The organism is Gordonia alkanivorans NBRC 16433 (assembly GCF_000225505.1).
GTDB classification, from domain to species: domain Bacteria; phylum Actinomycetota; class Actinomycetes; order Mycobacteriales; family Mycobacteriaceae; genus Gordonia; species Gordonia alkanivorans.
In genome coordinates this window covers 1-26,719 of sequence record NZ_BACI01000093.1, presented here as the reverse complement: position 1 = coordinate 26,719, position 26,719 = coordinate 1, and the positions used below count along the sequence as shown (strand labels likewise).

The following is a 26,719-nucleotide window of genomic DNA, read 5'->3' as shown; positions in this document are numbered from 1 at the left end:
AGGTTGTCTTGTCGTCTTGGCGTTCATGGCCGCTGGTGCGCATGGCACCACATTGATCTGGCTCTACTTGCCAGCAAGATTGAACGGGCGTTCGGTCAATGACCGACGATGCTGTGATCACCACTACCGAGTACACGGTGCGTGTGGAGGGCGTTGGCTGGGTCTACCGCACCAACCCTTTCCTGCGCGTGGAGCGATTCGACAGTTATCCCCCTGTGATCCTCCGCAGTTGGGGGCACGCGCGTGAACTCGCGGACGAAGTGATCGAACAGTATGCGCGCGTTCGCGCGTTCGACCTAGCGGAGAAAGTGCGGATCTGTAGCCGTGAGGTCGTAGCTCGTCGGAGTGACTGGTCACCCACCGACGATGTGCTCGTGGTTTTCGACTTCGGCTCGTCCGAGAGCCAGTCCGCGGTGTGAGCGTTCTGGTTGTTCCGCCGTTCGATGAGGAGCCTTTCCCGTCGCTCGGCGGTCAGGTGTGTGACTTCATTGAGGAGCGCGCCGTGTACGGGCCGGGAAGCCTGAAGGGGCAGCCGGCGAAGTTGAATGCCGATCAGAAGTTGATCATCTGGCGGGCGTACGAGGTGTACCCGATGGGGCATCCTCGAGCGGGACGCCGGCGGTTCGATCGGGTCGGGTATTCGGTGCGGAAGGGCTCTGCGAAGACGGAGTTCATGGCGTGGATTGCGTTCGCTGAGTTGCATCCGGATGCTCCGGTGCGGTGTGCGGGGTTTGAGCGGGATGGGTCGCTGTTGCAGGGCCGTCCGGTGCGGGACCCGTACATCCCGTTGCTGGCTAACACTCAGGAGCAGGTCGCTGAGCTCGCCTACGGGGCGTTGATGGTGATTTGCGAAGAGGGCGCGGACCCGGAGTTGTTCGACATTGGCCTGGATCGGATCATTCGCCTCGGTTCGGGTGGTGAGGCGGACGGTAAGGCGGTGCCGATTGCCGGCGCCCCGAACGCCCGTGACGGTGCGCGCACCACTTTCCAGGGTTTCGATGAGACGCACCGTCTGCATCTGCCGTCGCATAAGGCTGCGGTGCAGACGATGAACGCGAACTTGCCGAAGCGGCCGGATGAGGACCCGTGGACGTTGTCGACGACGACGGCGGGGGAGCCGGGGCAGGATTCGGTTGCCGAGGACGAGTTCTTTGAGGCTGAGGCGATCGCCCGCGGTGAGACTGAACGGCCGACGTTGTTCTTCTTTCACCGGCAGGCGTCGGACGGCTATGACTTGGCCGATTTTGAGCAGCGTGTGGAGGCTGTTCGGGAGGCGTCGGGACCGGATGTGGCGGAGTGGTCGGACCTGGATCGGATTGCGGGCCAGTGGGATCGACCGAAGGCTGACAAGACGTATCTCGAGCGGGTGTGGTTGAACCGGTGGACTGCTCAGGAGTCGCAGGCGTTCAACGTGCAGGTGTGGCGTGACCTCTCTTGTGGTGCGGGTGCTCGGATTCCGGACAGGACTCGGGTGACGATCGGTTTCGATGGCGCCCGGATGCGGGACGCCACCTCTTTGGTGGTGACGGACATCAAGACTGGTTTTCAGGAGCTCGGCGGGTTGTGGGAACGGCCTCTTGATGCTGAGGACGACTGGGAAGTGGACGAGCAGGACGTGTCGGACACTGTCGCCGCCCTGTTCAAACGGTTTCGGGTGCAGAAGATGTACTGCGACCCACCTCACTGGAACTCGACGGTGGGTGAGTGGTCGGTCAAGTATCCGGATGTGGTGCAGGAGTGGTGGACCAACCGCCGCCGGCCGATGGTCAACGCGATCCAAGGGTTCAAGGATGCGATGGAGTCCGGGAAGGTGTCCCACAACGGTGACCCTGACTTGGAGCGGCATATCGCGGCGGCCGGCAAGGTTCAGTTGAACCTCACTGACGATGAGGGCAAGCGGTTGTGGATCTTGGGGAAGCTGCACCCGGACAGGAAGTTTGATGCGTGTATGGCGGCGATCCTGTCCTGGCAGGCCCGCATGGATGAACTTGGGAAAGTGCCGAAGAAACGTAAGCGTACGACCATTCAGAGGGTGAGGTGACCGTGTACGACCTCACGCCGACGGAGTGGTTCGATCTTCTCAATGAGCGGTTCACTGCGCGGACTAAGCCTGTGTGGCAGGACGGGCGACCGTGCCCCACGGATCTGAAGCCACGTAACAAGGCGATGGACACGCTGTGGTCGTACTACGTGGGCGATCCGCCTCTCCCGCAGGTGGCTGAGAAGTATCGCGACATCTTCCGTGAGGAGATGCGTAAAGCTCGATGCAACTATGCGCCCATGTGTGTGGGGGCGATGTTGGATCGTATGGAGTTGCAGGCGGTTTCGACCGATCAGGACCGGGACACCAACGGTGACGACCTCGCGGCTCGAATTATGGACGAGTCAGGGTTCGCGGCGCGTTTCAAGGACTGCCTGGCGTTCATGTTCGGGATGAGTGAGTCGTTCGCGATGGTTGTCCCTGGCGACCCGCTGCCGTCGATCTATGCGATCGATCCGCGGCGGTGTGTGGGGATTCCTGACCCGCTGAACCCGGTGCGGTTGTGTGCCGCTCTGGTGCGCGAGTATGACCCGGTCCTGAAAACTGAACGTGCGTTCCTGTTCCTTCCGGGGGAGAAGTGGGAACTGCGACTCGACGACAACTATTGGCGTCTCACCTCCGACGAGGCTGAGCAGGTCACCGGGATTGATCATCTTGGTGGGGTTCCGATCGTGCGGTTCGAGAATGCGAACGGCCTTGGCGAGTACGAACCACACATCGACCTGCTCGACCGCATCAACGACACCACACTGCAGCGGATGGTGCTGACGAAGTACCAGTCGTTCCGTCAGCGCGCGGTGGTCCTCGAGGACAGCGACGAAGACGACGAGGATGGGGAAGAGCCAGATTTGGACACGGATGCCCTGGCTGCTGATCCTGGATCGTTGTGGGTACTTCGTGGTGCGACGTTCTGGGAATCGAACCAGGCCGATCTGACACCGATCATCACCGCGAAACGGGACGATGTGAAGGAGTTCGCGGCAGTCACATCGACTCCGCTGCATCTCATCACACCGGATGCGGCGAATGGTTCAGCTGAGGGTGCCGCGTTGATGCGTGAGTCGGCGACGTCGAAGATCCGTGACCGCCGTGCGCGTGTGACTCCTCCGTTGAAGCTGTTGTGGCGTATCGCGTTCTCGTTCGCCGGCAGCCCTGAACGGACGGGGTTGCGGCTGCATTGGGGTCCGATCGAGTTCCGCTCGTTGGCGGAGAAGGGTTCTGCGTCGGCGCAGGCGCAGGCGGCGTTGTCGACAGAACGCATCCTCACCGATATCTGGGAGATGTCCCCGCAGGACGCCGCCCAGGTTATTCAGCAGCGGATGGCGGACGCTCTTCTGGCCGGCCCTCCGGTGACGAACAGTGACCGCACCGACCAGCTATAGCGAGGCGCTCGCGCAGGCAGCTGCCGCATACTCTGCGGCCTCTGTAGCAGCCCAGTCCCCGGATATTGGGGAAGTGGTGCGGCAGATGGCCGAGGGCGCCGTAGGTCACCGGGAGCGGGTCGGCCAGTGGGCTGTGCAGCAGATCGAGAAGCTGTGGGCGGCAGTCAATCCGTACGACGAAGCGCAGGTTCGCAGTTTCGCCCAAGCTGCATCGAGGGTGATGCAAGCCGCCCAAACGTCGGTGGCGCGGGCGACGGCTGCGGCGCAAACCCGGCAGCTGACGGCTCTGGGTGTTGATGTTCCGACTGCCGTGCCATCCGCCCCGGTGGATGTGCGGGCCGCTGGTGTTGAGGTCGACGATGGTGTGGCCGATCTCGACCGCAGCCCCACGACGGTTGAGTATCAACCCGACGCGACACCTGAGGGTGTTGATGAAGCGACCCCGTCTCGGGTGCGGGTGACGGTGCGAAACACGACGACCGAGGAAGTGTTGACCCGGCCGGCTCGTGTGTATCGGTATGAGCGGTCACAGGGCCAGGATGATGCCGCGGCGAACGAAGCGGCCAAGTCGCGGGTTCGGGTGATCGTGGACGACAACCTGATGCTGTCGCAACGGATCGCCGAGTCTGAGTCTCTGGCGCAGGCGGCAGATCTCGACGACCGAGTCCTTGGGTATCGGAGGGTCATCCACCCAGAGTTGTCGCGCGGCGGCGTGTGCGGCATGTGCATCGTTGCCGCGGACCGCCTTTATCGGATATCAGAGTTGAAGCCGATCCATCACCGCTGCAAATGCACTGTCGCCGCAGTGACAAAGGACTTCGATCCCAAGTCGATCAACGATGACGACCTCAGCCGGTTCTACAAGGACGCGCAAGGAAACACGCTGCGCGACTTGAAGAGAACCCGCTACGACGTGGACGAGCACGGCGAACTTGGTGCCGTCCTGGTGCCGAAAGCCAAGTACAGGTCACGCGCCCAACGGGCCAAGGACCGGGCTAAGAAGACACGTCAGACCGCACGCGCCTGACAGCCAGACTTCCGCCTCCGGCGGTTGAAGCCCGACATGGGTTGCTATCCTGACAGAGGAGAAACTGTTTTGTCCCACCTACCAATTCACCCTCTCACGGGGGTTCAGGCGATCGGATTCACCGGCCGCGGACCGGTGTGGCCCGTCATGGGCGGCGCCCCAGACCCGGATGATCCGCCTAACAACCCCCCGAACGATCCGCCGGCCGCCGACAAGGGGTTCCCGGAGGATACGCCGATCGCGGAGATGACGACCGAGCAGCAGCTCGCGTACTTCAAGTTCCACGACCGCAAGAAGGCTGACACCCTCAAGAAGTTCGCTGGGATCACCCCCGAACAGGCGAGGCAGGCAATCGAGGACGCGGAACAACTCCGCCAATCGGGGCTCTCGGACAGCGAGAAGGTGATCGAGGACGCCAAGGCTGCCGCTGCGGCTGCAGCTGCCGAAGAGGCGACGTCGAAGTGGGCGCCAAAAGTGTTGCGTTCCACCGCTGGCCGGTTCATCGACGGCGATCAACTCGAATCGTTCCTGGCGATCACGGACGCCGCCAAGTTCATCAAGGACGGCGAGTTCGACGAGGAAGCAGTGGTAGGGCACCTGACCGGCCTGTTCGGCGGATCAGGCAAGCAGCAGCCGCCCCGGCAGTGGGGGCAATCAGGCACACGACCGCCGGCACCTTCGGCGAAAGAAGAAGGACTAGCTGAGGCACGTCGCCGCGGCTACATCACAGACAAGGAGTAACTGATGTCGACTGACATCTCCGTTCGCTCCAGCAGCTATCAGGTGGAGGATCGTTCGTGGCTCGTGGGAACCCACGGCACAGACGTGACTCCCTCGGTGACGCTGGACATTTCGAAGTTCACCCAGAACACGCACTACCCGAACGGGTTCATCAAGTCGGGTACCGCACTGGGCAAGGTCACCGCGACCGGCCTGTTCGGGCCGTACGACAACGCCGCCTCGGATGGTCGTGAGACCTGCGTGGGGCTGCTGTTCTCGTCGGTCCGGGCTATCGACACCTCGACCGGCAGTGCGTTGACCAAGGTGGGCGGCGCCCGCTTCATCCACGGTGCCGTCAACACGGCCAACCTTCCGGCAACGGTCGACGCCAACGGCAAGGCCGATCTGCCCCTCATTGTGTGGCTGTGAGAGAGGACTGAATCATGGCAATCGTTTTCGATGGTCCGATCTCCCCGGACACGCTCACCACGTTCGTGCGCACCGTTCCGGTTCCGGCGAGCAACGCGCTCTCGCAGCTGTTCCCGGTCCGCACGTTCGACTCCAACCGCATCGACTGGGCGGAGCTAACCAAGACGAACCGCACCGCGCAGTACCGGTCGTTCGACGGCACCATCCACGTGTCGAAGCGCGACGCCGGCAGCGGCAAGTACGTCGAGCTGGCGCCGTTCTCGGACTCGCTGAACAAGGGCGAGTACGAGCGCATCGCTCAGGAAGTCGCCCGCCTGGGCGGCACCAACAAGGCCGTGCAGGCGCAAGCCGCCTACAACGACGCCGAACGGCTCGTGGGCACCATGCACAACCGTGTGGAGCTCGCCTGGGGTGACACCCTCACCGACGGCAAGCTCACCATCAACGAGGGTGGGCTCAACAGTGAGGCCGACTACGGTGTGCCGGCCAACCAGATCACCGCTCCGGCTGGTGCTCTGTGGTCCAACACCACGACCGCGGTTCCGCTGACCGATCTGGAAACCCAGCAGCAGGTCCGCATCGCCAACGGCAACGGCAAGGCCACCCGTGGCCTCGTGTCGCGGTCGACGCTCAGCCTCCTCCGCAAGAACAAGGAAGTCATCGACGCCGTGTACGGGTCGACGCAGGGACGCACCTCGGTCACCCTGGCCGAGCTCAACAACCTGCTCTCCTCGGAGGACCTTCCCACGTTCGAGGCGTACGACTCGACCCTGAACGTGGAGGGCACTGTCACCCGCGTCATCGCGGCCGACAAGGCGATCCTCCTCCCGGAGAACATCGGGGAGCTCGGGTTCATGGCGTACGGCATGTCGGCGACCGCTCTCGAGCTCGTCACCTCCGGCCAGTCGGAGCTGTCGTTCCGCGACGGACCCGGCATCGTCGGTGTCGTCGAGAAGGTCGGCCCGCCCTACCGCGAGTTCACGTTCGTTGACGCGGTCGGCATGCCGATCCTGTCGAACGCCGGCCTGCTGTCGGTGCTGGACGTGGCCTGATGTCCTCGCTGGTCACCTACGTCTCGCTGTTCGACGAGAAGGGCAACCTGCATTCGTTCGGGCCTGGTGATTCCGTCCCTTCGTGGGCGCGGACCAAGATCACCAACCCGGACGTGTGGGATGTGCCGGTCGAAGGTTCGGCCAGCGTGCACACCGACAAGTCCGATTCTTCGGAGGAGCCTCCGCCGCAGGGCGGTCCTGGTGCGTCCCGCAAGGTGTGGGCTGACTGGGCCGACAAGCACAACGTGGCGGTGGAGTCGGCTTGGAAGCGTGACGACATCATCGATGCCTGCAAAGCAGCGGGTGTGCCGGTCTGATGTTCGCCGAGTACGACGACGTCGCAGCACGATACGAGGGGACCATCCCACACGAGCGATCGGAATGGGTGACCACTCGTATCGAGGATGTGGAGTCGTTCCTCGTGGGTCTGGTGCCAGCGTTGGCCAGTTCCGAGCTGTCAGCGGAGCGTGCTCACCGCGCCAAGGTGCTGGTTTGCGACAAGGTGTTGGAGCTGTACCGCAACCCGGACGGTTCCACGCAGAGGTCGCAGGTGATGGGGCCCATGACCGACAGCCGTTCGTGGTCCAAAGAGGTTGCGTCCGGGCGGATCACGTTCACCGAGGAAGATCTTCGGCTCGTGCGTGACCCTGTGCGGAAGCGACGTCGGATTGGGTCGATGCAGGTGTCTCCGTGGGGTGTGCCGGGATGACTGGCACCACCGTGGTTCGTGTTCGGGAAGCCGGCAAGGACCGCCACGGGGACCCTGTGGGTCCGGCGGAGGAAGCGTCGTTCGATGACTGGTGGTTCGACTGGAACGCCTCGTACTCGAACACCAACTTCCAGGACGTGCAGATCACCGATGTCGACACGTATGTGCCGCGCGATGACGACGTCCAACCGTCGGACAAGGTGCGGTTCGTCGACGTCAGGACGGGGGAGGTTGCGACCTTCCGTGTTCAGGGGCGGCCGATGTGGGATCAGCTGCAGCCGCAGACTGGTCACGATTTCGGCCGCAAGCTGGTTCGTCTTCGGGAGGTGGCTGGTGCGTGATGTGAAGGTGGGTCGCGCGCACGGTTTCCGCGGGCTTGGTGAGGTGCTGGTCTCTGCGGAGATGCGGCGTCTGGTCGAGTCGAGGGCGAACACTGCAGCCTTGTTGTATCAGGCGTTGGTGGCGAAGCAGACCGGCGAGTTGGCGCGGGATGTTCAGGTCCGCACCCGTATTGGTGGTCCCAACCGGGATCGGTGGGTGGGGTCGGTGCATGTGGGTGAGCATGTGGTGCAGGATCTGCCTCACGAGTTCGGCTACGCCCGCAACGGCACTCCGGTTGATGGTGCGCACGATTTGGATCAGGTGTTGCGCATGTTGGCGAGGTTCACGTGATGTTCGAGTTTCCGTCCGAGTATCGGCCGGCGTTCGACGACATCGGTGATCTCGCCGCTGACATGGTGCAGATCGAGTTGGATCGGTGCACCCCTGGCGGGGAGGCCGGCACACGTCGACCTGATAACGCGGACCATCTGATCAGAGCTGGGAAAGTCGTTGTGGTGGTGCACATCATGCCGGGAACGGTGATGGACGATGTGTTCCGGTACACGCCAGTCCAGTTCGAGGTCACCGCGGAACGGTACGACGTCTCGGTGAAGGTGATGCAGTTCCTGGAGGACGAACTCACCCGCAAGTACGGGGACGGCGGCATCGTGGAACGCCCAGGCGGCGTCCGCTCCAACGTCAGGTCGTTCGGGATCGAGGAAACCCAGCAGCAGTTGGTGTTCCTCAACCCTGACCATCGTATGTTCCAGGCCACATTCCAGCTGGCAACCAAGAAACGCACACCCTAACAACAGTTTTCACTACCGCGTACTCACGCCCGAGTTCGCGGCATTTGTCATGCCCAACTTCGGGCGGAAGGAGAAGGTCTGATGGCCTCACAGGTTGAGTTGTATCGGGAGGCGAACGAGCTCGGAATCGTCGTCGCTCAGAAGCTTTTGGTGATGGCGAAGCCGTGGGTGAAGGGCAACACCGCCCCTGACCCGCTGTTCGACGAGGACGGTCTCGTTGAGGGTTCGCTCGCCGGGTTCAAGACGCTCGGCGGGATCAAGAAGAAGACCGGTGCGTCGTTCACCCCGGACATCGACATCAGCGACATCGAGACGTACGGCAATGCGTCTCCGTCGCGGCGTCTGATCCAGTCGGAGGGCGGCAAGCTCGAGATCGGCCCGCAGGAGGCCCGTCGGATCGTGCAGGAACTGCAGACCAACCTGCAGGCCGGCGCGTTCCAGGCCACCAGCACGGGCGGGTTCCGGGCGAAGAAGACCGCTCTCACCCCGATCCGGTACTGGACGTTCTTCGTCCTCGGTGAGGACGTGAACGACGAAACCCTCGAGCCGATCTGGCAGTGGTGGTGGTTCAAGAAGCTAGCACCGGAGTCGGGCGGCAAGATTTCCCTCGCCCAGGACGCTGAGTCGATGCCCGACATCGAACTGGGCCTGTTCCAGGACGGTGAGGATCTGTACGAGTTCGGGATCGATGGTCCCGGGTTCGATCCGCTGCGTGTGGAACTCGGCTACGCGTCGGGTGACTACGTGGTGGGTGTGGGTGCTGCTTCGGCTGGCACGTTCACCCTTTCGTACAAGGGCAACACCACTGCGGGCATCGCCTACAACGCTGCTGCGTCTGCGGTGAAGTCGGCTCTGGTCGCCCTGGACGACGGTTTCGATGCCGCGGATTGGACTGTCACCGGTACCGCCCCGAACTGGACTGTCACGACTCCGGATGGGGCTCCGATCGCGGGTTCCGGTTCGGGTCTGACTGGCGGCACGTTCGCCGTCACCCCGGTCGAGGTCTGAGTTGTTCCCCGGCGCCGTGCCTGGGTGACGCGGCGTCGGGGGACTTCACCCAACTCATCACCCAACTCACCCAAGGAGACTGATCTATGTCTGCACCCACCGCACGCAAGTCGACGCCCCGCAAGGCGGCGGCGAAGAAGGTTGCACCCAAGGCTGTCGAGCGCAACGTCGAACAGTTCGAGGGATTCCGGGAACGCGCCCGCTCGCTGAAGCTCGGCAAGAACCGCGTCGAACTCGAGCCGTACGTCATCGCCTCCGACACGTTCGCGGACGGCATCGACGACGACGTCGTGTTCCGGGCGCCCACCGACCTTCGGGGGAAGATCGCATTCCAACGCGCCTCCGCGGCCGGCGACTTCCCGTCCCTCCTCGAAATACTCGGCGGCGCTGTCGCACTCAACCGTGTCATCAACGGTTTCGAGCGGTATGCCGAAGCGACCGGCGCCGACGCCGAAGAGATGTTCGTCGGCCTCTGCTACACCCTGATCAACTACTTCCGCGGCCAGGGAGCAGCGGATGTGCCGGGGGGTACGCACGCCTCGTAGACCTCATCGGAGGCTACGGGGCACACATCCGATGTGACCTGCAAGAGGTGTATGGGCTGGACCTCAACGACTGGTTCTGCCATGAACGGGACTGGCGCGATTTGATCGAGCTTGTTGATGGGCTTCCCACTGGATCGCGTTATCCCGCTGCGTTTCACGAGGATGAGGAAGTTGCTCGGGCGAGGGCAGGGGACTATTCGCCTCCTGATCCGGCGGAGGCGCCGTCGTTCCGTGAGTTTGATGCTCACCGTTACGACTACGCCCGAATGATCGCGCTGATGGAGCAGATCGCGGCGAACGTGTGCCGCGTCGACAGCGGAGCTCAACCGTATGTGCCGATCCCGGCGATCGAACGAGTGCAGGACGAGATCGCGTTTGATCACCTGCTGATGCGTGCTGCCCGTGGGCTTGGAGAGGAGATCTGACTTGGCCGTTTACAGTGCCGGTTCAGCGAAGATCGACATCTCCGCGGACATGTCGGGGTTGGCGAATGAGATTCGCCGCACCCTTGAGCGGATGCAGGTCGAGTACGACATCGATGTCGGCGCTGATCTGACACGGCTTCGTACCCAGTTGCGGGCGTTGCGGGACGAGTCGGTGGATGTCCGGGTCGACCTGTCTGGTGCATCGCCCGCCCAGATCGAAGCTACGGCACGGTCGTTGCGGGATTTGGCGCAGCAGATGGGGCGTATCCGGGCGATCGGCGACGTCAACGCTGTCACCCGGGCCACCTTCTCGAGCAATCTGTCGACGGCCGAGTTGGAGACGACGGCACGGGCGTTGCGTGATCTCGCTACCGCGGTCACACGACTGCAAGCGGCGGGTGATGTGCGCACCATCATCGACATCGATGTCCGCGGTATCCAGAACATCATCCTGTTGCAGCAGCTGTTGGCGGGTCTGGATCGGCGCATCAACATCAACGTCAACACCAGCGGCCTCGATCGTGTGAATGGTGGGGCGCAGTCCGCGACCCGATCACTGACCACGATGCAGAAGGTCAAGTTCACAGCGTTGGCGGCGGGTATCGCCTCGTTGGTGCCGGCGCTGGTGGGTGTTGCTGGAGCTGCTGGTGGTGCCGCCGCCGCGTTGGGTGCGATGGGCGCGGTCGGCATCGTCGGCGGTGTCGGTATCGGTGACGCGTTCTCGGCGCTGTCGGAGCAGACGGCGAACGCGGGTGCTGCAGCTGAGGATCTGGTTGACAAGCAGTCCGCTGTCGCTGACGCGTTGTTGAGTGTGGAGAACGCGCAGCAGGGTGTGGCGGATGCGCAGCGTTCCGCTGTTGACGCGCAACGGGATTTGAACGACTCCTACGAGGAGGCGTCCCGGTATCTGCGGGACATGAACGACGAGTTGGTGTCTGCGGAGATCGCGCAGGAACGCGCGGAGATTGCGTTGGCGAAGGCCCGCGGCCGGCGGATCGAGGTCAACTCTGATCCGCGGTCAACGACGGTTGATCGGGCTGAAGCTGATGTGGATGTGCGTGATGCGTTGCAGCGTTTGCGTGAGGCGAAGTCCAAGACCGCCGATCAGCGCGCCGACACCACCCGAGCCAACAACGCCGGCATCGGTGGCTCCGACATTGTGCAGCAAGCTAAGACGCGCAGCGACCAAGCCAACCGGGCTGTGGTCGACGCGCAAAATCAGCTGACGCAGGCGACCCGCCAGTTGGCGGAGGCGCAGCGTGACGCCACTTCCAGCGCAGCGGGTGGGGTGGACAAGTTCGCGCAGGCGATGGCGAAACTCGCGCCCGCCGCCCAAGACTTCGTGCTGCAGATGCGTGCCCTCGGACCCGCATGGACTGAACTGCGCAAAGCCACCCAGCAGGCCATGTTCGACGGCCTGGGCGATTCGGTCACTGAGTTCGCTAACAAGAACATGGCCGGCTTCCAGTCGGGGATGGTGCAGATCGCCGGCTACATCAACACCACCTTCAAGGACACCCTCACCTCGCTGTCGGATGTGTTCGCCCGACTCTCCGAGAGCGGCGTGATGCAGCAATTCATCACCTCGATCGGGTCGATGATGTCCGGCCTGGCACCCATGATCGCCGGCATCACTGAGGGATTCATTCAGATGGGTGCCGCCGCCGGCCCGGGGATGGGAATCCTGTTTGAGTCGATCGGACAGCTCGTCGCGACGACAGGTCCGTTCCTCGGGCAGCTGGGTAACATCCTGGCGCAGTCGCTGGCGAGCATCATGCCTACCCTGGGTGAGTTCATCAACGCTATCGCCGTCGGTTTGGGTCCGGTCCTGCCGGTGCTGGCCGATCTGATCTCAGGGCTCGGTCAGGCGCTGCTGCCGGTGTTGCCGCCGCTGTCGCAGCTCCTCGTCACCCTCGGGCAGGCCCTCACCCCGCTACTCGCACCCCTCGGGGAGGCGTTGGCTCAGCTGGGGCCGCCGCTGTCGGCGATCGTCGCCGCTGCAGGTGACCTGCTGCTGGCGATCTCCCCAATCCTCCCGGTCCTCGGGCAGCTGTTGGCGCAGATCATCACCCCGTTGGCGTCCGCGTTGGGTGCTGCGTTCCAGGCGATGCAGCCGTTCGTCGCGCAGTGGGCAGAGCAGTTGGCTCCGCTGATGCAGGTGCTCGGGCCGGCGCTCGCCCAGGTAGGCACGATCCTGTCGCAGGCGCTGGTTGAGGCTGTGCAGACCTTGATGCCGCACATGCTGAACCTCGTCAACTCCGTGGTGCGGTTGATGGTCACCCTCACCCCGCTGCTGCCTCAGCTCGCGGAGATGGCGGTGTCGTTGCTGCCGTTCCTGATGCAGTCCCTCGAAATCCTGTTGCCGCCGTTCATCGTGTTCATCGATCTGTTGAACCGTGCCGCCCAGTGGGCGCTGCCGATGATGATGGGCGCCTTGAACTTGCTGACCGGCGCTATCCAGGGTGTCGCGTCGGTGGGGCAGTGGTTCGTCGACTTGTGGTCGGACATCTGGACGACAGTGTCGAACACCCTGTCCGGGAAGTCGGACGAGGTGATCGGCAAGTTCGGTGAGCTCGTCAGGTTCGTGCAGGATCTACCCGGCCGTATCCGCAATGCTGCCGCCGGCATGTGGGACGGCATCAAGGACTCGTTCAAGGGCGTCCTGAACTGGATTATCAGCGCCTGGAACAACTTCAGCTTCACGATCAAGTCGCCGTCGTGGATGGGTGGCAAGAGTGTCAGCCTCGACACCCCCGACCTGCCGCTCCTGAAAGCTGCCGGTGGTGCAATATCGGGTCCGGGTGGGCCGCGTGACGACCTTATCCCGGCGATGCTGTCGAACGGCGAGTACGTCGTCAACGCCAAGTCGGTCGGCAAGTACGGCGTCGGGTTCATGGACCAGGTCAATGCCGGCCGTTTCGCCGACGGCAGCCTTGTCGGGACCTACGGGCTGACATCTGAGGCGGAACCGTTCCCGCAGTGGGTGAATGACCTTGGCGGCAAATACGCGGTCGATCCCTCCACTTATGCAGGCCATCAGTCGGATGATCGGGCGGAGGCTGGTTTCGCCCCGAACCCACAAGGGCTCAACCGCGGCATCGACTGGGGCGGCGCGGTCGACGCAATGCAACGATTCGCTGAGTACCTGTTCAGCATCGCTCCGTCGACGCCGCAGCTCGAGCAGATCATCTGGCAAAACCCGGGAACCGGTCAGACGATCGGATGGGCCGGACGCAGCGACGAGTCCAACACCGGTTACTACGCCGACGATTGGAGCGGCCACCAAGATCATGTGCACTCGCGGTTCAGTGGACCGGTCGGGGTGGCGCCGCGGCCGAACCCGTACGAGGCGAACCCGCTGGGGCAACAGAACCCAGACGCGGTGCCCTCGTTCAACACCGAGGATGGCCGCAGCGACGCACCGAAGTACGCCCCCGAACCGTCGGGCACCTCGACGACATCGACGACACAGGCGGAGACGAAGTCGTACCCGACATCGTTCTCCGGGTGGGCCGAGCTCGGCGCCTCCAGCTTCATCGGTGGGCAGACGAGGTCACTTCTCGGCGTGCTGGGTATCAACGACTCGCCCGGTTTCCTCACTGCAGGGCAGGAGTTGCTGAAGCAGCAGGAGGAGGCGCGGAAGAAGCAGCAGGAGCTGCAGAAACCCCAGACCACCACACCTCAGACGACGCCGCAGGCAACGACTCCCGCTCCGCAGAGCAGCACACCGGAGTACATGCCGGCCCCGGCCGCACCTGCGGCGCCACCCGCCCCGGCTGTCATCATGGACACCCCCGAAGGCGGTATCGCGCCAGGTTCACCCGGCGCGAAGGAAACGGTGTTTGCCGAGTGGGGCAACCATCCCGGATGGCAGCAAGGCGAGCAGTGGCTCGACACACTCCGGCTCATCAACGGTGAGTCGTCGTGGGACGAGTCCGCAGCCAACCCGGCATCCACCGCACAGGGGTTGTTCCAGTTCCTCGACACGACGCGCGCCCAGTTCGGGTACGGGCCGACGGCGAAGGAGCAGGCCGGTCCTGGTGGCCGGTACATCCTCGAGCGGTATGGGTCTCCGTCGGAGGCGTGGGCGTTCTGGAATGCGCAGTCGCCGCACTGGTACCACACGGGCGGTCAGGTCGCTGGTGCTGGTGACGTCCCCGCATGGCTCGAGGGTGGCGAGTACGTGGTCAACCGTCACGCCGCCCGGGCGAACATGCCGCTTCTGGAAACGATCAACGCCCGCCGGCCGATGCCCTCGGTCGGGCGCCGCACCAACAAGGCAGCCAACGGGCGTGTGGTGAACAACAACTGGACTGTTCAGGCATCCCCGATGGACGCGATTGAGGCAGGTATGCGAGAACAAGACCGCCGTGCTGCAGCCCAGATGGCTGGGTTCTGATGCAGGCGACGATCGAGCTCGAGAGCGAAGCGGGCTACTTCAAGATCTCCGACGGCTATTCGTTCGGGGATGAAGGGGCTGAACTGGATCGGTCACCGAAGGGTGTGTTCTCGACGGAGTTCACCACGTTGGTGGTGTCGGGGTCGTTCCAGGTGGGCGGCTATGTCGCTGGTGAGGAGGTGCCGGTTCGGCGGATGACGTTCACCATCCACCTGCACGATATGGGTGCGGGGGTGGAGGACACGGTGTCGCGGTTCCGCCTCATGTGGGGTTCTCCGGTGTCGGAGTTGCTGCCGGTGACGTGGCGGTATACCTCCGACTATTCGGGTCCGCGGTGGCTGACTCTCCTGTTGGAGAAGGAGATCCTGTTTTCCCCGGAGATGGATTGGAATGTCCAGGGGTACGCGAAGGCTGTCGTGTCGGTGGTGGCGTTGGAGCCGCGGTACGAGTCGCAGCAGTTGGAGGTGAAGGCCACCAACCCGTCGAATGGTGAGCACACGTTGTGGGTGCCGTGTTGGAATCCGACGGATCAGCATGCGTGGCCTGAGTGGGGTTTGAAACCGAATGGTACGGCGGAGTTTTCGTTGCCGGACTTCGGGTTTGGGCAGGAGCAAACCATTGACGCTAAGTGGGTGCCGGGTGTGCATGATGACCGGATGATCGTCACTGAGCCCATCAGTGTGTTCTGGTCGATCATGGCGGAACGGTCCATGGACCCCTACGTGGCATCCGACCTGTCCAACGCGTCCGGCCAGATGGGTGGTGTGCGGCTGCTCTACCCCATCCCACCCCACACCGGTACCGCCGAGAATCCGATCATGTTGCCCGTCATCATCGACGGACCTGCCGGTGCCCAAGCGAAACTGATCCTGCGGCGGTTCTGGTCGGCTGAGTCGGGGCTCGAGAAGTGACCGGGGTGATCCTCCCCTACGAGGGCGACGACATTGACGAGTTCTGCCAGTGGGCGCGGGACATCCGGTACACGCGTATCGAACGCACCGCGATGCCGGCGCGGGTCGAACTGTATGACGGGGACTGGGTGTACCGCGGTGAAGCGGTCAACCGGCTCGACGGCTCCCTCAATCCGAAGATGAACAAGATCGGCACCATCACGGTGGATTTGCCGATCGAGAACAGCCCGGTCGCACCGTTCACTGGCGACGACCTGGACGACTTCTGTTTGTGGGCGCGGGAGATGGAACCCCGCCGCCGCACCTACCTCGCGCACTGGGCGATCGACGAGGACGCCCGCGACACCTCCAACATTCACGTGATCGTGGAGAAGGACGGCATCCGGGTTGGCGGGTTCGGCGACCCGGAGAAGCAGTGCATCCTCGAGGAATCGGTGAAGGGCGACAAGGTCACCCTCCAATTCATGGACGACATCGCCGAGCTCAAGTATGTGCATATGGCGGCGAACCCGTTCCTGCCCGTCAGTTTGATTCAGCAGCCGAAGGTGCAGTTCCTGTTCATCCCCGTCGACGTGGGTGGGTTGCTCACGTTGGGCATGAACGTGCTGCGGAACCAGGCCACCAACTTCAACATGGATTTCGAGCTCACCGACCCATCAACGTGGCCGGAGGGCTTGTGGGCGGACGCGCAGATCGTGCCGATGCCGAAACTGTTGGGGGAGACCACCGCCCCGACGACGATCATTCCGGGCACGATCAAACAGTCGTGGCTCGACATCATGGAACCGATCCTCGAAGACGCCGAGATGATGATCAAGCCGCGGCGTTTCAAGACCGGCGACCCTGAACCGTTCCCGGGGGCGGGTACGAACTGGCGTAACGGCACCCTGTTCGTCGACATCGTCGACAAATCCGGTTTCCGGACCGGTACGTCGTTGGGCGGCAACCTCGCCACCGGTTTCGCGCGGACCATCGCCAACGTCACCTCCAATTATGTGGAAGACACCTACGACCTTCTCACCGGCGACCCGGTGGACGTCGAAGGGTACCGGCTGCCGGGGATTCTCGGCACCCAACCCGAACGGCCGCATGTGGTGTACCTGCATGGGCGGGTGAAGGGCGTGGAGAACTTCAAACTCACCCAAGCACCCGGTGGGCCTGGTCGTATCACGGCTGGCGGTCAGTCGATGCCCGGAGTGAACGAACTGCTGGAGGCGGTCGTCGGCTACGCCGGCGACGTCCTGGGAGACAACCTCGTCATCAACGGCTACGGCGTCGGGTCGCTCGGCAACATCCTGAACGCGTTCCTCATGCCCATCCTGAAAGACTCGATCCTGGCGCACATGTCGGTTCCGCTGTTGGGACGGGTGGCTCGGCAGGGGTGGGGGCATCGCCTCGAGACCGCGGCGACGGGTGTGACTCAGGCGTACACGCCGGCCGCGATCATGGACCTACGGAAACGGCGCCGCGAAACCGACCCCGATGATGCGTTCTCGTTCGAAGTGGTGAACGCGATGCCGTACCTGATCGGCGACAACGGCGAAGGCCACTGGGGTTTGGGTGACCGTGTCGGGGCGACCTCGAAGTACCTGGGCTCCAAAGTGTTTGTGGCTCGATGCCGCGAGCTGTCGTTGCCGTTGGCGACAGGCAAACCGCAGGTGTGGGCGGCGAAGTTCGGTGACACCCGCACCCAGCAAGACGCACTCGACAAGATGGTCGCCCTCATCAGCACCGCAATGAGCTCCTTCCAAGAGATGGGAATCTTGTGACCACCGAAGACTTGACTCCTGAAGAGGTGGCGCGGAACGAGCGGGTCGACCGTCTCGCCGCCGCCCTGTTCCTGGCGTTCGGCGCCACCGGGGGGACGTCGTCGGTGCCGATCCTCCGTCCGGTCGCCGAAGTGCTGGATGCGTTCGGGGTGGTGCAGACCGAACCCGACTCCGATGAGGTGCAATCCCGGCTGGCGTCCGTGCCTGGGTGGGCGAAGGAACGTATCCGTGAGGAGGCTCAGCCGGTGCCGGTGGAGCCGAATCATCATGGTGTTCAGGAGACTCGGCGGGTGAGGGTGGCGCCGAAGCGGCCGAAGCGTATCCCGAAGGACGCGCGCGGCGTCATCACCACACCCGGCGCCTAACCCCCAACTCATATCGACCCTGCACCCGTTGGGTGTGGGGATCTCACCATGCCTAAGGAGGCATAACCATGGCTGATCCCGTTTGGCTCCCCGACGTACTACGCGCCGAAGGTCTGCGCTGCGACATCTACCCCGGCGCGTTCGAGCGCGGCCACGGCGACTTCGGCACCATCTGGGGTCCATTCATGCACCACACCGGCTCGTTCGGCGAGACACCGCAGGGCATCGCGCAGCACTCCTCGCTCGGCCTCGCGTCACAGCTGCACCTCGCGGCGAACGGCGTCGTCACGCTGTGCGGCGTCGGAGTGGCCTGGCACGCCGGCACCGGATCATGGCCGGGCATCCCCGCCAACAACGGCAACGCCGTCACCATCGGCATCGAGGCCGCCCACAACGGCACCGCGGCATGGTCGGACGCCCAGTACGGCGCCTATCTGAAGGTGGTGCGCGCGATCAACAAGCGCCTCGGCAACCCGTGGAACAAGGTCGTCGCGCACAAGGAGTACGGCGCGATCCAGGGCAAGTGGGACCCGGGCAATCTCGACATGAAGCTGTTCCGTCAGCGCCTCCTGCAGGCGCCGGATAAGCCGCTCGTGATCATCAACATGATCGAGCTCGAGGCCAAGGAGAATCCGTGGGTCGGCGTGCGCAAGGCGAAGGCCGGCGCCGCGGGTGAGCGCCCGGTCGGCCGTGACGGCAAGGGCCGGTTCGTCGAGTACGACAACGCGCACATCTACTTCCACCCGGCGACCGGCGCCCATGCGATCCCGCACGGCGGCCTGTTCGAGGCGTACGCAGACCGGAAGTGGGAGACCGGTGAACTCGGCTTCCCGGTCCGAGACTTCACAAAGCTCGCCGACGGTGCGGTCCAGTCGTTCCAGGGCGGCGTGCTGTATCGCAAGGATGGCCAAGATCACCACGTCGTCAAAGGTGTCATCGGCCAGCGGTGGGCGCTCGAGGGCTACGAGAAAGGCCCTCTCGGCTGGCCGACGTCCGACGAGATCCCGAACGGCACCGGCGGCAAGTACCAGACCTTCGAGCACGGCGTCCTCGAGTGGGACCCGTCAGGCGCGGTGAAGAAGATCGGCGCAGCCGCGAAGGATCTCACGCTCGTCAACGCGGCCGGCGTCCCGCTGGCCGTCGAAGCAGTCGACCTCATCGCGGCCTGAGCCGCACTCACAGAAGGAGATTCGTCATGTTCAGCCCCCAGTTCCTCAAGGATGCCGCCGAGCGCGCGGTGAAGACCGCCGCACAGTCCGCCCTCGGTGTGTTCGTCGCCGACGTCACTGTGGTGTCGGTCGATTGGGCTGCCACCGGCGCCATCGTCGGGACCGCAACTCTCGTCTCGGTGCTGACGTCGATCGCGTCGGCAAACTTCGGCACGCCCGGCACTGCGTCAGCAGTCTCGACGCCTGAGAAGCCTCTCGACGCCTGAGAAGCCTCTCGACTGATGCTCGGCGCGCGGCTGATGGCCGCGGTCACCGGCTGCATGCAGGTGGCGGTCGGCGTGCTCTACATCTCCCCCGAGGAGTTGGTGCGCCGACCATTGCAGCCCGGCCAAGTCTCAGCTGTCGTCTGGGTGGAATCCATTGGCCCCATGTGGTTCTTCGGATTCCTCCTCACCGGACTGGCGCTACTCCTTGCCGTCGTGCGCAGGCGCGGGTTCATCTTCGCCCACATCGCTACGTCGGGGTTCCTGGCGTTCTACGCCGGATGCATCCTCTTCTCCGCTGTTCTGACTGAGCCGCCGGTTCCTGTAGTCCACGGGACGTTCGCGGGCTTCATGGCGATCTTGCATATTGCGATCGCCCGTGGTGACGCGGAAAGGAACTGTCGGTGAGCCCTGAACTGATCGCCTCTTTCGGAGGTCTCCTCGCTGCCATCGGTGCGCTCGTGACTGGTGTGCTGGCGACGCGCTCGAAGGTGAAGCTCGACGACATCGCCAAGCTGCACGCCCGGATTGATGAGCTTGAGGCCGACCTCGCGAAGGAAAGGGAGGCCCGCGACCGCGACAACGACCAGGCGCGGGCGAAGCACTCGCGGATCATCGCCGACTACGAAGCCGAGCTGGCAGAGCTGAAGGAGCGCCTACGCCAGCGTGATCGCACCATCGGGCGTCTCGATCATGTGGTGCTCGCGCTGCGCACCTACGTCGCGCGGGCTCGACGGAAGCTCGTCGACAACGAGATCGACCCGCCGGCCGAGGTCGAGGGGATGAACGACTGATGCCCGTGATCGAGCTGCTGTGGTGTGACGGTACGTGGGCTGGCAGGGGTGGGTCTCCGGCGTCGGAGGCGTTGCGCCGGAGCCTAAATCCGTCGGTGAAGTTCACCTACGTCAGCTACCCCGGCATGTTCGGTCCGGCGACCGGCGCACACCACATGTCGGCGGCTGAGTCGATCGAGGCCGGCGCGCGCACAATGGCCGCTGCTGTCCACGCGTCGCGGTATCCGGCGATCGTCGGCGGCTACAGCCAGGGCGCGATGGTCGCGTACAAGTTCGCACGCGAGATCCTGCCGAAGCGTCCCGAGCTCGACGTACGGGCGGTGGCAGCGATGGGCAACCCCCACGAGCCGCTGCATCGCGGGGCTCGTGGCGGGATCGCCGACCGGCTCACTCTGCCGCGGAAGTTGTTGTCGGTGTGGGCGCCGGGTGATCCGATCGCCGACATCCACAAGGACGCACCGTTGCGGTCAGCGTGGGATGTCGCCGAGTTCATGTCGGTGCGCGATCAGGCGTCAGCCCTGCGGTGGCTCGACAGCATCGCCGACGCGGTAACGGATGGCCCGTCGGAGTGGTGGCGGCGGCCAGACTTCATCGCATCGTTGATCGCCGCGCGCGACTACGTGTGGGGCACACAGCACACCACCGACTACGCCCGCCACGGCCACGCGACTCGCCTGGCCCGCATGATCGAGAGGGCGGCATGACCCTGCCAAATAAATCGCTGCGGCACAGTACAATTGAAGCGGAGGCGCAGGTGCTACCAACACTCTGCGCCTCCTGACCCATCCATCTGATTACAGCAGAGGAGGGCTAGCGGTGAACGCTACCCCTGTCGAAGAATGGCGCGCAATTCCCGGCTGGGAAGGTCTCTACGAGGTCAGTGACCAGGGTCGTGTGAAGAGCCTCGAAAGGTTCGTCCAGGGACGGTATCCGGGCATTCTCCGTAGGGTTCCTGGGCGAGTGTTGAAGGGATCGCTCCATAAGAGCACCGGGTACCTCAGAGTCACGATGAGCCGCGACAACCAGATGAGTGTGATGCTCATTCACCGATTGGTGATGCTGGCATTCGTGGGACCTCTACCCGCAGGCTTCCACACCTGTCACAACAATGGCGACGCGACCGATAACCGTCTCACCAACCTGCGGTACGACACGGCCTCCGAGAATCGCTTGGACTCCGTGCGCCATGGCACCAACCACGAGACCTCAAAGACTCGCTGCCCCAAGGGCCACCCGTACGACGAGACAAACACGCTCTACACCGTCCGACCTGACCGGCCAGGACGCCGTAGCCGGTACTGCCGCCAATGCAACAAGGACAACTGTCGCGAGCGTTACGCGGCCGGTCTGAAGTGAGGTGATGGGTCATTACGCTCCCAAATTTGCCGTTCCATGAGACGAATCCGGAGGATCTACCTCAGGGTGTGGTCACACCCGGGCAGCTTGGTGAGACCCTGCAGAATCCGTCTGCGGCGAAGTTCCGTGATCTCGCCGCGGGTAGGTTCCCCGGTCAGGTCGACGACGGCTTGGCCGGCAACCCTGCGAATGTGAACGGCCCGCTGGGGACTGTGGTCAATCAGTTCGCCGCGTTCACCGAGGATGTGGCGACCGCTGACCCTGCCGACATTCAGGGTCCGGAGGATCTGCGGGCGCGGGTGAATGGGTTCTTCGGGTTGCGGCCGGTGTTGCAGGCGTTGATCTTCACGCCGCTCTCGTATCTGTTGGCGTGGATTGTGGATGGCGACCCGGACGACTACGACACGCTGGAGGAGATCCAGGACAACCTGATCCCGGCGTTGATCCGTCTGCCGCTGCGCATTCTGGCGCAGTTGATCGGTGGCATCCCTATCGTGGGTGACGCTGTTGAGAATGCGTTGGCTGGGTGGTTGAAGGACACCAACGAGACCGCGGTGGATGCTGCGGAAACTGTTGTATCCGTCGGTACTCAAGTCACCTACTTCCAGCAGGTCATCTCAGTTCGCAGCGGCCGGCCGCTGCACGAGACCGGCCCGGACCGGACAGCGTGTGTGTCGTTCCCGTTCTCGGAGATGAACCTCAGCATGGCGACCATCTCCATCGGTGGTGGCTCGCACACGGTCGACATCACAGGCAACACCGGTTACGCGGGCGGGCCGGACAACCACCGCCACAGCGGGTCGACGCTGAACGCCTCTGCACCGAACCACGTGCATACGACGACGCTGTCCACCAATCCGCCTGTCGTGAATGCGACGGCGTCGTACGCGCCGTGGGCGTCGGTCATTATCGACAGTGCCACCGAGCGGAAAGTGTTGAGCTGGATGGCGTACAAGTCCGGCACCGTCAGTACCTTCCACGTCGACGTGTTCCGGCAGGAACCCGACGGGTCTGTCGGGCCGGTCATCTACTCGTCACCGGACCTCGCCGGCGAGCTCGTCACGTCGATCGCGTGGATGCAACACCTCATGGACGGGGCGTCCATCATCTCCGACATCGACGACGTGATCGACATCCAGTTCCGCATGACCGGCACCGGCACCGTACACATCGCGGGCGTCAACTTCCCCTACGCCACACCAATCACCGGGATGCGCCCGTACTCGCCCGGATCGGGCCGCAACCCGTCCACCACCCCCGTCCCGGCGGGCCTGACGACCGCGCAGCGTGACGCCATGTACGGCGGCCCCACCCCGTTCGTCGGTCTCGGCCTCGACGTCGGACAGACCAGCATCCCCGTCGTCATCGTCGACGACTTCAACCGGTCGAGCTTCGGCCCCGAGTACAAGACGTTCGGCAACATCAAGATCGAAAACGGCCGAGTCAAGCACACCACTAGCGGCCTATCCACCAACTCCGGCGCCGCGATGCGGGTGCAGTCGTTGAACTCCGACTACTTCGAGGTCGGATTCGATCTGTGGCTCGACGGAGACGTCGACGAATATCAGGTCGCGGGGGCTGGTGGTCGATGTACATCCAGCCTCAGCGCGGGGATCTGGCTGACCGCCAACGAGAACGGCGTCTACGTCCAGACCGGGTCGTACAGTTCGCGCACCACCCGATCCACCGTCCCCGCACCAGGATCGGGCCGATACACGCTGCGGCCCAGGCGATCCGAAGATGACACCCACTACATCTACGAAGTGTTCTACGGCGACCCCAACACCACAGAACCCATCGCCGACTGGGCCGACACCACCGGGATCGTCCCGGACGGGATCGGCCGCCGCCGCGTCGCTGTCGTCGTCAACGGCGCCGCGTTCTACCCCTCCGGCGAACTCGACAACTTCGTCGCCCGCGACATCACCGTCTAGAAGGAGCTTTGATGCCTACGATCACGTTTACGGTGGAGGGTCCCGCCGGTCAGAAACCGATGTTGCGGTTCGTTCCTCGTGGTTCGTTCACGACTCCGTCGGGGGAGATTGTGAATCCGCGGGATTCGGTGCGGAGGGTGTCGGCGTCGACGAATGTGCAGGGGTCGGTGGTGTTGCCGGAGGGGCCGTGGGAGGTGTACGGCATCGCGAACAAGCCGATGCCGTTCGATGTGACGACGTCGGCGAACCTCAAGGATCTGATCGTTCACAATCTGCCCGGGAATGCTCCGGTGACCACACTGTCGCAGGCGGTGACAGCGTGGATGGCAGCGAACGTCAACACCGAAGTCACAGAACCCCTCGTGGAAGGCATCCTCTCCGACCCCGACTCGGCGGCCAGAACGGTTCTCGACAGCACATATGCCCCGGTATGGAAGGCCACTACCGCCTACGCGGCGGGCGTCCCGGTGCTGCTGCCCAACGGCAAGACCGGCACCCGCACCACCGCGGGCACCTCACGAGCCTCGTTCGACACCACCGAAGAGGCGGCGTGGACGATCGCCGCCGGCGGACTCGACGCCGGTGCCGTCGAATCCGTCGTCAACGAGATCGGCGTCGAAACCGGCGCGACCGGCGAAGCCCTCACCCACCTCGACGCACAGGGTCGCACCTCATGGCTCGGCGTGCGCCTCGACGGCACCATGCCCACCCGCACCAAGACCGCCGTCGGGCAGGCGGTGCTCGAATCCGGGGCGATCACCGAAGCGATCGCCGACGTCGGTGTCGAAACGACAGTCACCAACGGACTCGAATCGTTCACCCACGTCGACGGGCAGGGCCGCAAATCCTATCTCGGCGTCATGGGCGACGGCACCCCACCGCAGCGCACCGCCGACGCCATCAAAGCCCGCATGGACCTGTCACAGATGCAGGCCCGCAATCTCATCCACGAGTGGTGGATCAAGGACGCCTACACGTGGGTGGGCGGTCGGCTGGTATGGACGTTGTACGGCTCCACCGACGGCACGATTCATGCCGGAGAGTGGCGGCCCGGCATGGGCGTCACCGCTGATGTGATCGTCGGCGACACCGTCGCGTTCGCGATCGACGATCACTGCGCGCCCGGTCACTGGATGGCCGACGACACCCGCTGCGGCGTCATGGTGTGGCAACACCACGCCGGGGACAACCTGCTGCGGGTCGCGGTTGCCGCACCAGGGGATGTGGCGTCGTTTCAGGACTCGCCGGTCACCACCATCGACGTCGGTGACACCGTCTCCTACGGCTCACCCATCCCCATCACGTCGGGGTCTACCGACACAGACATGCTGTTCTGGGTGCCGGTGCGGTCACCGGGTAGCAACTGGCGGTTCGCCCGGTTCTCGGTCAACCAGGCCACCCGGGCCGTCACACCCCTGTCGACCCTGTTCTTCGCGAAGTCGTCGGGCGGGCAGTTCTACGGCAGCTTCGCCGACGCACGTGTCGCCTCGGGTAACCAGAAGATTCGGGCGGCGATGTACCACAATCCCGCCCAGCCCGACAATCACGTCTGGTACCTCGAAATCGACGTCGTCACCGGAGCGGTCACCAACCCGTTCGGGACGATCACCCTGAATGTGCTCACTGCTACCGAAGACCTCGAACTCAACGGCAACCAGACCAGTCCCGCCGTCACGCCCGCACTCGCCCACGACTCAGCCGTCGATCGACGCCTGTTCTACGTCTCCGATGGCCCGTACAAGCCGCGTATCGCCTACGCCGAATGGCCGACCGGGCAACCCGACAACGCCACCTACCGCGTCTTCGATGTGCAGGCCGGTACCAGCACTGCGGTGGTGGCGGCCGGACCACGCTTCGGCTACACCGCCGAGGCGAACTATCTGTGCGGCATGGCCTTCGACTCACCCGCCACCGACGACACCGTCTATGTCGCCCGCAATCTCAACCCCGGTGGTCGCCTGGAACGGTACTGGACCGGACGCAGCGGGACGACCCGCTCGAAGGTGCTCGCCACCAGCAAGTATCCGATCATCCGGCCGCTCACCGCCCGAGGTCGTGGACCCCTCGTCATGTGGTTCGACCTCGAAAGCTACGACTACTTCCTCGCCGCCGGATGGCTGCGAAGCTCCAACAACCGATAAGGACCCGGACCCATGGCACAGACCCTTGTTCTCCGCTCGCCCGATGCCTCGTTCACCGGACCCAAACTGTACGCCGATCCGCGCCTCAACGCGGGATCGCTGGTGCTTGTCGACGCCACCCACGCCGCCGGCCCCTGGGGTGCCGGTGTGCCTACCTCGCTGCCGAACCTGGCGGCCGACCCGCTGCGGTCGTTGCTCGCCACCACCGACGGCACTGCTGCGCTGTCGATTGCGAACACTGTGTCGGCCGCTACCGGCATGGTCGAACGCACCGCCAAGGGCGGGTTGCACGTCATCGCCAAGAAGACCGGCACCGTCGCCGGGGAGTCGGTGCTGGCCCACATGAGCACTCAACTACAGGAGTACCTCAACGCCAACAGCACCCACGCCCTGTACCTGTCGGCGTGGGCGCGCGCCACCCGCGCCCGCACCATCGGATCTGGCCCCACCGCTGTGCCGGTGGCCGGCCTGCGTCGTGAGCACTCCACCGTCCACACCGGCTGGCTGTCGGCCTACTACGCCTCCTCGGGCAATGTGGCGACCAACCCCGGCACCACCAGCCCGAACTACATCAACCGCACCATCGGCGCCCTGTCCTCAGGGGTGGGCTCGTATCGGGTGGCACTCGGTATCACCGGCCGCAACGACACTGTGTGGGGCGCGTCGGTGCTGTCGTCACGGCTCATCGAACTGGGCAATGTCATGACCGGCAACGAGGACCACGCGCCCTCGACGATCGTTTACGCCTGCCAGCTCGTCGATCTGACCGTCGCCGCTGCTGAACTCGGCCTGTCGGTGGCGCAGGCGTATGACGAGGCGGATGCGATCGACGCCGCCGAGTATGCCGCCGCGTTCGGCACGGGCGGCCGATACGCGAGCGACACCTTCACCGACCCAACCACCATCTGACCCCGCTCATAACCCCCGATGAGGGCGGTTGACTTTGGGGCAGGCGACACTCTGTCACGTCCCTCAAAGTCCCATCAAAGTCGGAACCCCCCGCCCCCACTCTTCACGTCGGAGAGTGGGGGCGGTTTCTTCGTCTCAGGGGTGTGTGGGCCTCTGCATATGCTCTGCGGGAGCGTAGCTGTTTCGCTGCGATAGACGTAAGTCTAAACGTAAGTGATTTGGTGGAAATACCCTCTGACCT

Annotated in this window: 28 protein-coding genes; all 28 read left to right on the top strand. The window is 64.1% G+C overall.

Features of this window, described 5'->3' with window-relative positions; translation table 11 throughout:
• The first annotated feature begins 98 nt into the window (after positions 1 to 98).
• The 28 genes from GOALK_RS16315 to GOALK_RS16175 all read left to right on the top strand — a co-directional run bounded on the left by GOALK_RS16315 (position 99) and on the right by GOALK_RS16175 (position 26,478).
• Positions 99 to 419 carry a hypothetical protein gene (locus GOALK_RS16315; protein WP_006359938.1) on the top strand — a complete coding sequence of 107 codons (321 nt, stop codon included), beginning with the start codon at positions 99 to 101 and terminating at the stop codon, positions 417 to 419.
• A complete protein-coding gene (locus tag GOALK_RS16310; protein WP_006359937.1) occupies positions 416 to 2,041 on the top strand; it encodes a terminase large subunit domain-containing protein in 1,626 nt (541 codons plus the stop codon). Before GOALK_RS16315 ends, GOALK_RS16310 begins: the two co-directional genes overlap by 4 nt.
• A complete protein-coding gene (locus tag GOALK_RS16305; protein WP_006359936.1) occupies positions 2,038 to 3,423 on the top strand; it encodes a phage portal protein in 1,386 nt (461 codons plus the stop codon). Before GOALK_RS16310 ends, GOALK_RS16305 begins: the two co-directional genes overlap by 4 nt.
• A complete protein-coding gene (locus GOALK_RS23105) occupies positions 3,401 to 4,450 on the top strand; it encodes a hypothetical protein (protein ID WP_006359935.1) in 1,050 nt (349 codons plus the stop codon). Before GOALK_RS16305 ends, GOALK_RS23105 begins: the two co-directional genes overlap by 23 nt.
• 246 nt (positions 4,451 to 4,696) lie before the next feature.
• Positions 4,697 to 5,191 carry a hypothetical protein gene (locus GOALK_RS16295; RefSeq protein WP_157139164.1) on the top strand — a complete coding sequence of 165 codons (495 nt, stop codon included), beginning with the start codon at positions 4,697 to 4,699 and terminating at the stop codon, positions 5,189 to 5,191.
• Between the two features lie 3 nt (positions 5,192 to 5,194).
• A complete protein-coding gene (locus GOALK_RS16290) occupies positions 5,195 to 5,599 on the top strand; it encodes a head decoration protein (protein WP_006359933.1) in 405 nt (134 codons plus the stop codon).
• A gap of 14 nt (positions 5,600 to 5,613) precedes the next feature.
• Positions 5,614 to 6,651 (top strand): major capsid protein, encoded by a 1,038-nt coding sequence (locus tag GOALK_RS16285; protein WP_006359932.1) that lies wholly within the window; start codon positions 5,614 to 5,616, stop codon positions 6,649 to 6,651.
• Positions 6,651 to 6,968, top strand: a complete 318-nt coding sequence (locus tag GOALK_RS16280) for a hypothetical protein (protein ID WP_006359931.1) — start codon at positions 6,651 to 6,653, stop codon at positions 6,966 to 6,968. The genes GOALK_RS16285 and GOALK_RS16280 overlap by 1 nt, the downstream gene beginning before the upstream one ends.
• Positions 6,968 to 7,360 (top strand): hypothetical protein, encoded by a 393-nt coding sequence (locus GOALK_RS16275; RefSeq protein ID WP_006359930.1) that lies wholly within the window; start codon positions 6,968 to 6,970, stop codon positions 7,358 to 7,360. The genes GOALK_RS16280 and GOALK_RS16275 overlap by 1 nt, the downstream gene beginning before the upstream one ends.
• On the top strand, positions 7,357 to 7,701 hold the full coding sequence (locus tag GOALK_RS16270; protein WP_040004277.1) for a hypothetical protein: 345 nt from the start codon (positions 7,357 to 7,359) through the stop codon (positions 7,699 to 7,701). Before GOALK_RS16275 ends, GOALK_RS16270 begins: the two co-directional genes overlap by 4 nt.
• Positions 7,694 to 8,032, top strand: coding sequence for a hypothetical protein (locus GOALK_RS16265; RefSeq protein ID WP_006359928.1), 339 nt, complete (start codon positions 7,694 to 7,696; stop codon positions 8,030 to 8,032). The genes GOALK_RS16270 and GOALK_RS16265 overlap by 8 nt, the downstream gene beginning before the upstream one ends.
• A 176-nt stretch (positions 8,033 to 8,208) precedes the next feature.
• Entirely contained in the window at positions 8,209 to 8,490 is a 282-nt protein-coding gene (locus GOALK_RS24735; RefSeq protein ID WP_157139163.1) for a phage tail termination protein, read from the top strand.
• A gap of 81 nt (positions 8,491 to 8,571) precedes the next feature.
• A complete protein-coding gene (locus GOALK_RS23100) occupies positions 8,572 to 9,498 on the top strand; it encodes a hypothetical protein (RefSeq protein WP_006359926.1) in 927 nt (308 codons plus the stop codon).
• Between the two features lie 86 nt (positions 9,499 to 9,584).
• Positions 9,585 to 10,043 (top strand): hypothetical protein, encoded by a 459-nt coding sequence (locus GOALK_RS16250; protein ID WP_006359925.1) that lies wholly within the window; start codon positions 9,585 to 9,587, stop codon positions 10,041 to 10,043.
• 47 nt (positions 10,044 to 10,090) lie between these two features.
• Positions 10,091 to 10,468, top strand: a complete 378-nt coding sequence (locus GOALK_RS16245) for a hypothetical protein (RefSeq protein WP_006359924.1) — start codon at positions 10,091 to 10,093, stop codon at positions 10,466 to 10,468.
• Between the two features lies 1 nt (position 10,469).
• The gene (locus GOALK_RS16240) at positions 10,470 to 14,867 is read left to right on the top strand and encodes an aggregation-promoting factor C-terminal-like domain-containing protein (RefSeq protein WP_006359923.1); all 4,398 of its coding nucleotides are present in this window, start codon (positions 10,470 to 10,472) and stop codon (positions 14,865 to 14,867) included.
• The gene (locus tag GOALK_RS16235) at positions 14,867 to 15,778 is read left to right on the top strand and encodes a hypothetical protein (protein WP_006359922.1); all 912 of its coding nucleotides are present in this window, start codon (positions 14,867 to 14,869) and stop codon (positions 15,776 to 15,778) included. Before GOALK_RS16240 ends, GOALK_RS16235 begins: the two co-directional genes overlap by 1 nt.
• The gene (locus tag GOALK_RS16230; RefSeq protein WP_157139162.1) at positions 15,775 to 17,547 is read left to right on the top strand and encodes a Gp37-like protein; all 1,773 of its coding nucleotides are present in this window, start codon (positions 15,775 to 15,777) and stop codon (positions 17,545 to 17,547) included. The genes GOALK_RS16235 and GOALK_RS16230 overlap by 4 nt, the downstream gene beginning before the upstream one ends.
• Positions 17,544 to 17,912, top strand: coding sequence for a hypothetical protein (locus GOALK_RS16225; RefSeq protein WP_006359920.1), 369 nt, complete (start codon positions 17,544 to 17,546; stop codon positions 17,910 to 17,912). Before GOALK_RS16230 ends, GOALK_RS16225 begins: the two co-directional genes overlap by 4 nt.
• Positions 17,913 to 17,980: 68 nt before the next feature.
• Positions 17,981 to 19,081: a peptidoglycan recognition protein family protein gene (locus GOALK_RS23095; RefSeq protein ID WP_006359919.1), complete on the top strand. Its 1,101-nt coding sequence runs from the start codon at positions 17,981 to 17,983 to the stop codon at positions 19,079 to 19,081.
• A gap of 26 nt (positions 19,082 to 19,107) precedes the next feature.
• Complete coding sequence (locus GOALK_RS16210; RefSeq protein ID WP_006359918.1) at positions 19,108 to 19,347, top strand: holin; 240 nt, start codon at positions 19,108 to 19,110, stop codon at positions 19,345 to 19,347.
• A gap of 15 nt (positions 19,348 to 19,362) precedes the next feature.
• Positions 19,363 to 19,752, top strand: coding sequence for a hypothetical protein (locus tag GOALK_RS16205; RefSeq protein WP_006359917.1), 390 nt, complete (start codon positions 19,363 to 19,365; stop codon positions 19,750 to 19,752).
• Positions 19,749 to 20,138 (top strand): hypothetical protein, encoded by a 390-nt coding sequence (locus tag GOALK_RS16200; protein ID WP_006359916.1) that lies wholly within the window; start codon positions 19,749 to 19,751, stop codon positions 20,136 to 20,138. The genes GOALK_RS16205 and GOALK_RS16200 overlap by 4 nt, the downstream gene beginning before the upstream one ends.
• The gene (locus GOALK_RS16195; RefSeq protein WP_006359915.1) at positions 20,138 to 20,842 is read left to right on the top strand and encodes a PE-PPE domain-containing protein; all 705 of its coding nucleotides are present in this window, start codon (positions 20,138 to 20,140) and stop codon (positions 20,840 to 20,842) included. The genes GOALK_RS16200 and GOALK_RS16195 overlap by 1 nt, the downstream gene beginning before the upstream one ends.
• A 112-nt stretch (positions 20,843 to 20,954) precedes the next feature.
• Positions 20,955 to 21,494 carry an NUMOD4 motif-containing HNH endonuclease gene (locus GOALK_RS24655; RefSeq protein ID WP_006359914.1) on the top strand — a complete coding sequence of 180 codons (540 nt, stop codon included), beginning with the start codon at positions 20,955 to 20,957 and terminating at the stop codon, positions 21,492 to 21,494.
• Between the two features lie 26 nt (positions 21,495 to 21,520).
• Positions 21,521 to 23,428 (top strand): hypothetical protein, encoded by a 1,908-nt coding sequence (locus tag GOALK_RS16185; protein WP_006359913.1) that lies wholly within the window; start codon positions 21,521 to 21,523, stop codon positions 23,426 to 23,428.
• A gap of 137 nt (positions 23,429 to 23,565) precedes the next feature.
• Complete coding sequence (locus GOALK_RS16180) at positions 23,566 to 25,569, top strand: hypothetical protein (RefSeq protein ID WP_157139161.1); 2,004 nt, start codon at positions 23,566 to 23,568, stop codon at positions 25,567 to 25,569.
• Positions 25,570 to 25,581: 12 nt separating this feature from the next.
• Positions 25,582 to 26,478: a hypothetical protein gene (locus GOALK_RS16175; protein ID WP_006359911.1), complete on the top strand. Its 897-nt coding sequence runs from the start codon at positions 25,582 to 25,584 to the stop codon at positions 26,476 to 26,478.
• Positions 26,479 to 26,719: the final 241 nt, after the last annotated feature.

Coding starts and splice junctions, on each gene's coding strand:
- GOALK_RS16315 (WP_006359938.1), top strand. CDS start 99: ATGACCGACGATGCTGTGATCACCACTACCGAGTACACGGTGCGTGTG.
- GOALK_RS16295 (WP_157139164.1), top strand. CDS start 4,697: ATGACGACCGAGCAGCAGCTCGCGTACTTCAAGTTCCACGACCGCAAG.
- GOALK_RS16290 (WP_006359933.1), top strand. CDS start 5,195: ATGTCGACTGACATCTCCGTTCGCTCCAGCAGCTATCAGGTGGAGGAT.
- GOALK_RS16285 (WP_006359932.1), top strand. CDS start 5,614: ATGGCAATCGTTTTCGATGGTCCGATCTCCCCGGACACGCTCACCACG.
- GOALK_RS16280 (WP_006359931.1), top strand. CDS start 6,651: ATGTCCTCGCTGGTCACCTACGTCTCGCTGTTCGACGAGAAGGGCAAC.
- GOALK_RS16275 (WP_006359930.1), top strand. CDS start 6,968: ATGTTCGCCGAGTACGACGACGTCGCAGCACGATACGAGGGGACCATC.
- GOALK_RS16270 (WP_040004277.1), top strand. CDS start 7,357: ATGACTGGCACCACCGTGGTTCGTGTTCGGGAAGCCGGCAAGGACCGC.
- GOALK_RS24735 (WP_157139163.1), top strand. CDS start 8,209: ATGCCGGGAACGGTGATGGACGATGTGTTCCGGTACACGCCAGTCCAG.
- GOALK_RS23100 (WP_006359926.1), top strand. CDS start 8,572: ATGGCCTCACAGGTTGAGTTGTATCGGGAGGCGAACGAGCTCGGAATC.
- GOALK_RS16250 (WP_006359925.1), top strand. CDS start 9,585: ATGTCTGCACCCACCGCACGCAAGTCGACGCCCCGCAAGGCGGCGGCG.
- GOALK_RS16235 (WP_006359922.1), top strand. CDS start 14,867: ATGCAGGCGACGATCGAGCTCGAGAGCGAAGCGGGCTACTTCAAGATC.
- GOALK_RS23095 (WP_006359919.1), top strand. CDS start 17,981: ATGGCTGATCCCGTTTGGCTCCCCGACGTACTACGCGCCGAAGGTCTG.
- GOALK_RS16210 (WP_006359918.1), top strand. CDS start 19,108: ATGTTCAGCCCCCAGTTCCTCAAGGATGCCGCCGAGCGCGCGGTGAAG.
- GOALK_RS16205 (WP_006359917.1), top strand. CDS start 19,363: ATGCTCGGCGCGCGGCTGATGGCCGCGGTCACCGGCTGCATGCAGGTG.
- GOALK_RS16195 (WP_006359915.1), top strand. CDS start 20,138: ATGCCCGTGATCGAGCTGCTGTGGTGTGACGGTACGTGGGCTGGCAGG.
- GOALK_RS16175 (WP_006359911.1), top strand. CDS start 25,582: ATGGCACAGACCCTTGTTCTCCGCTCGCCCGATGCCTCGTTCACCGGA.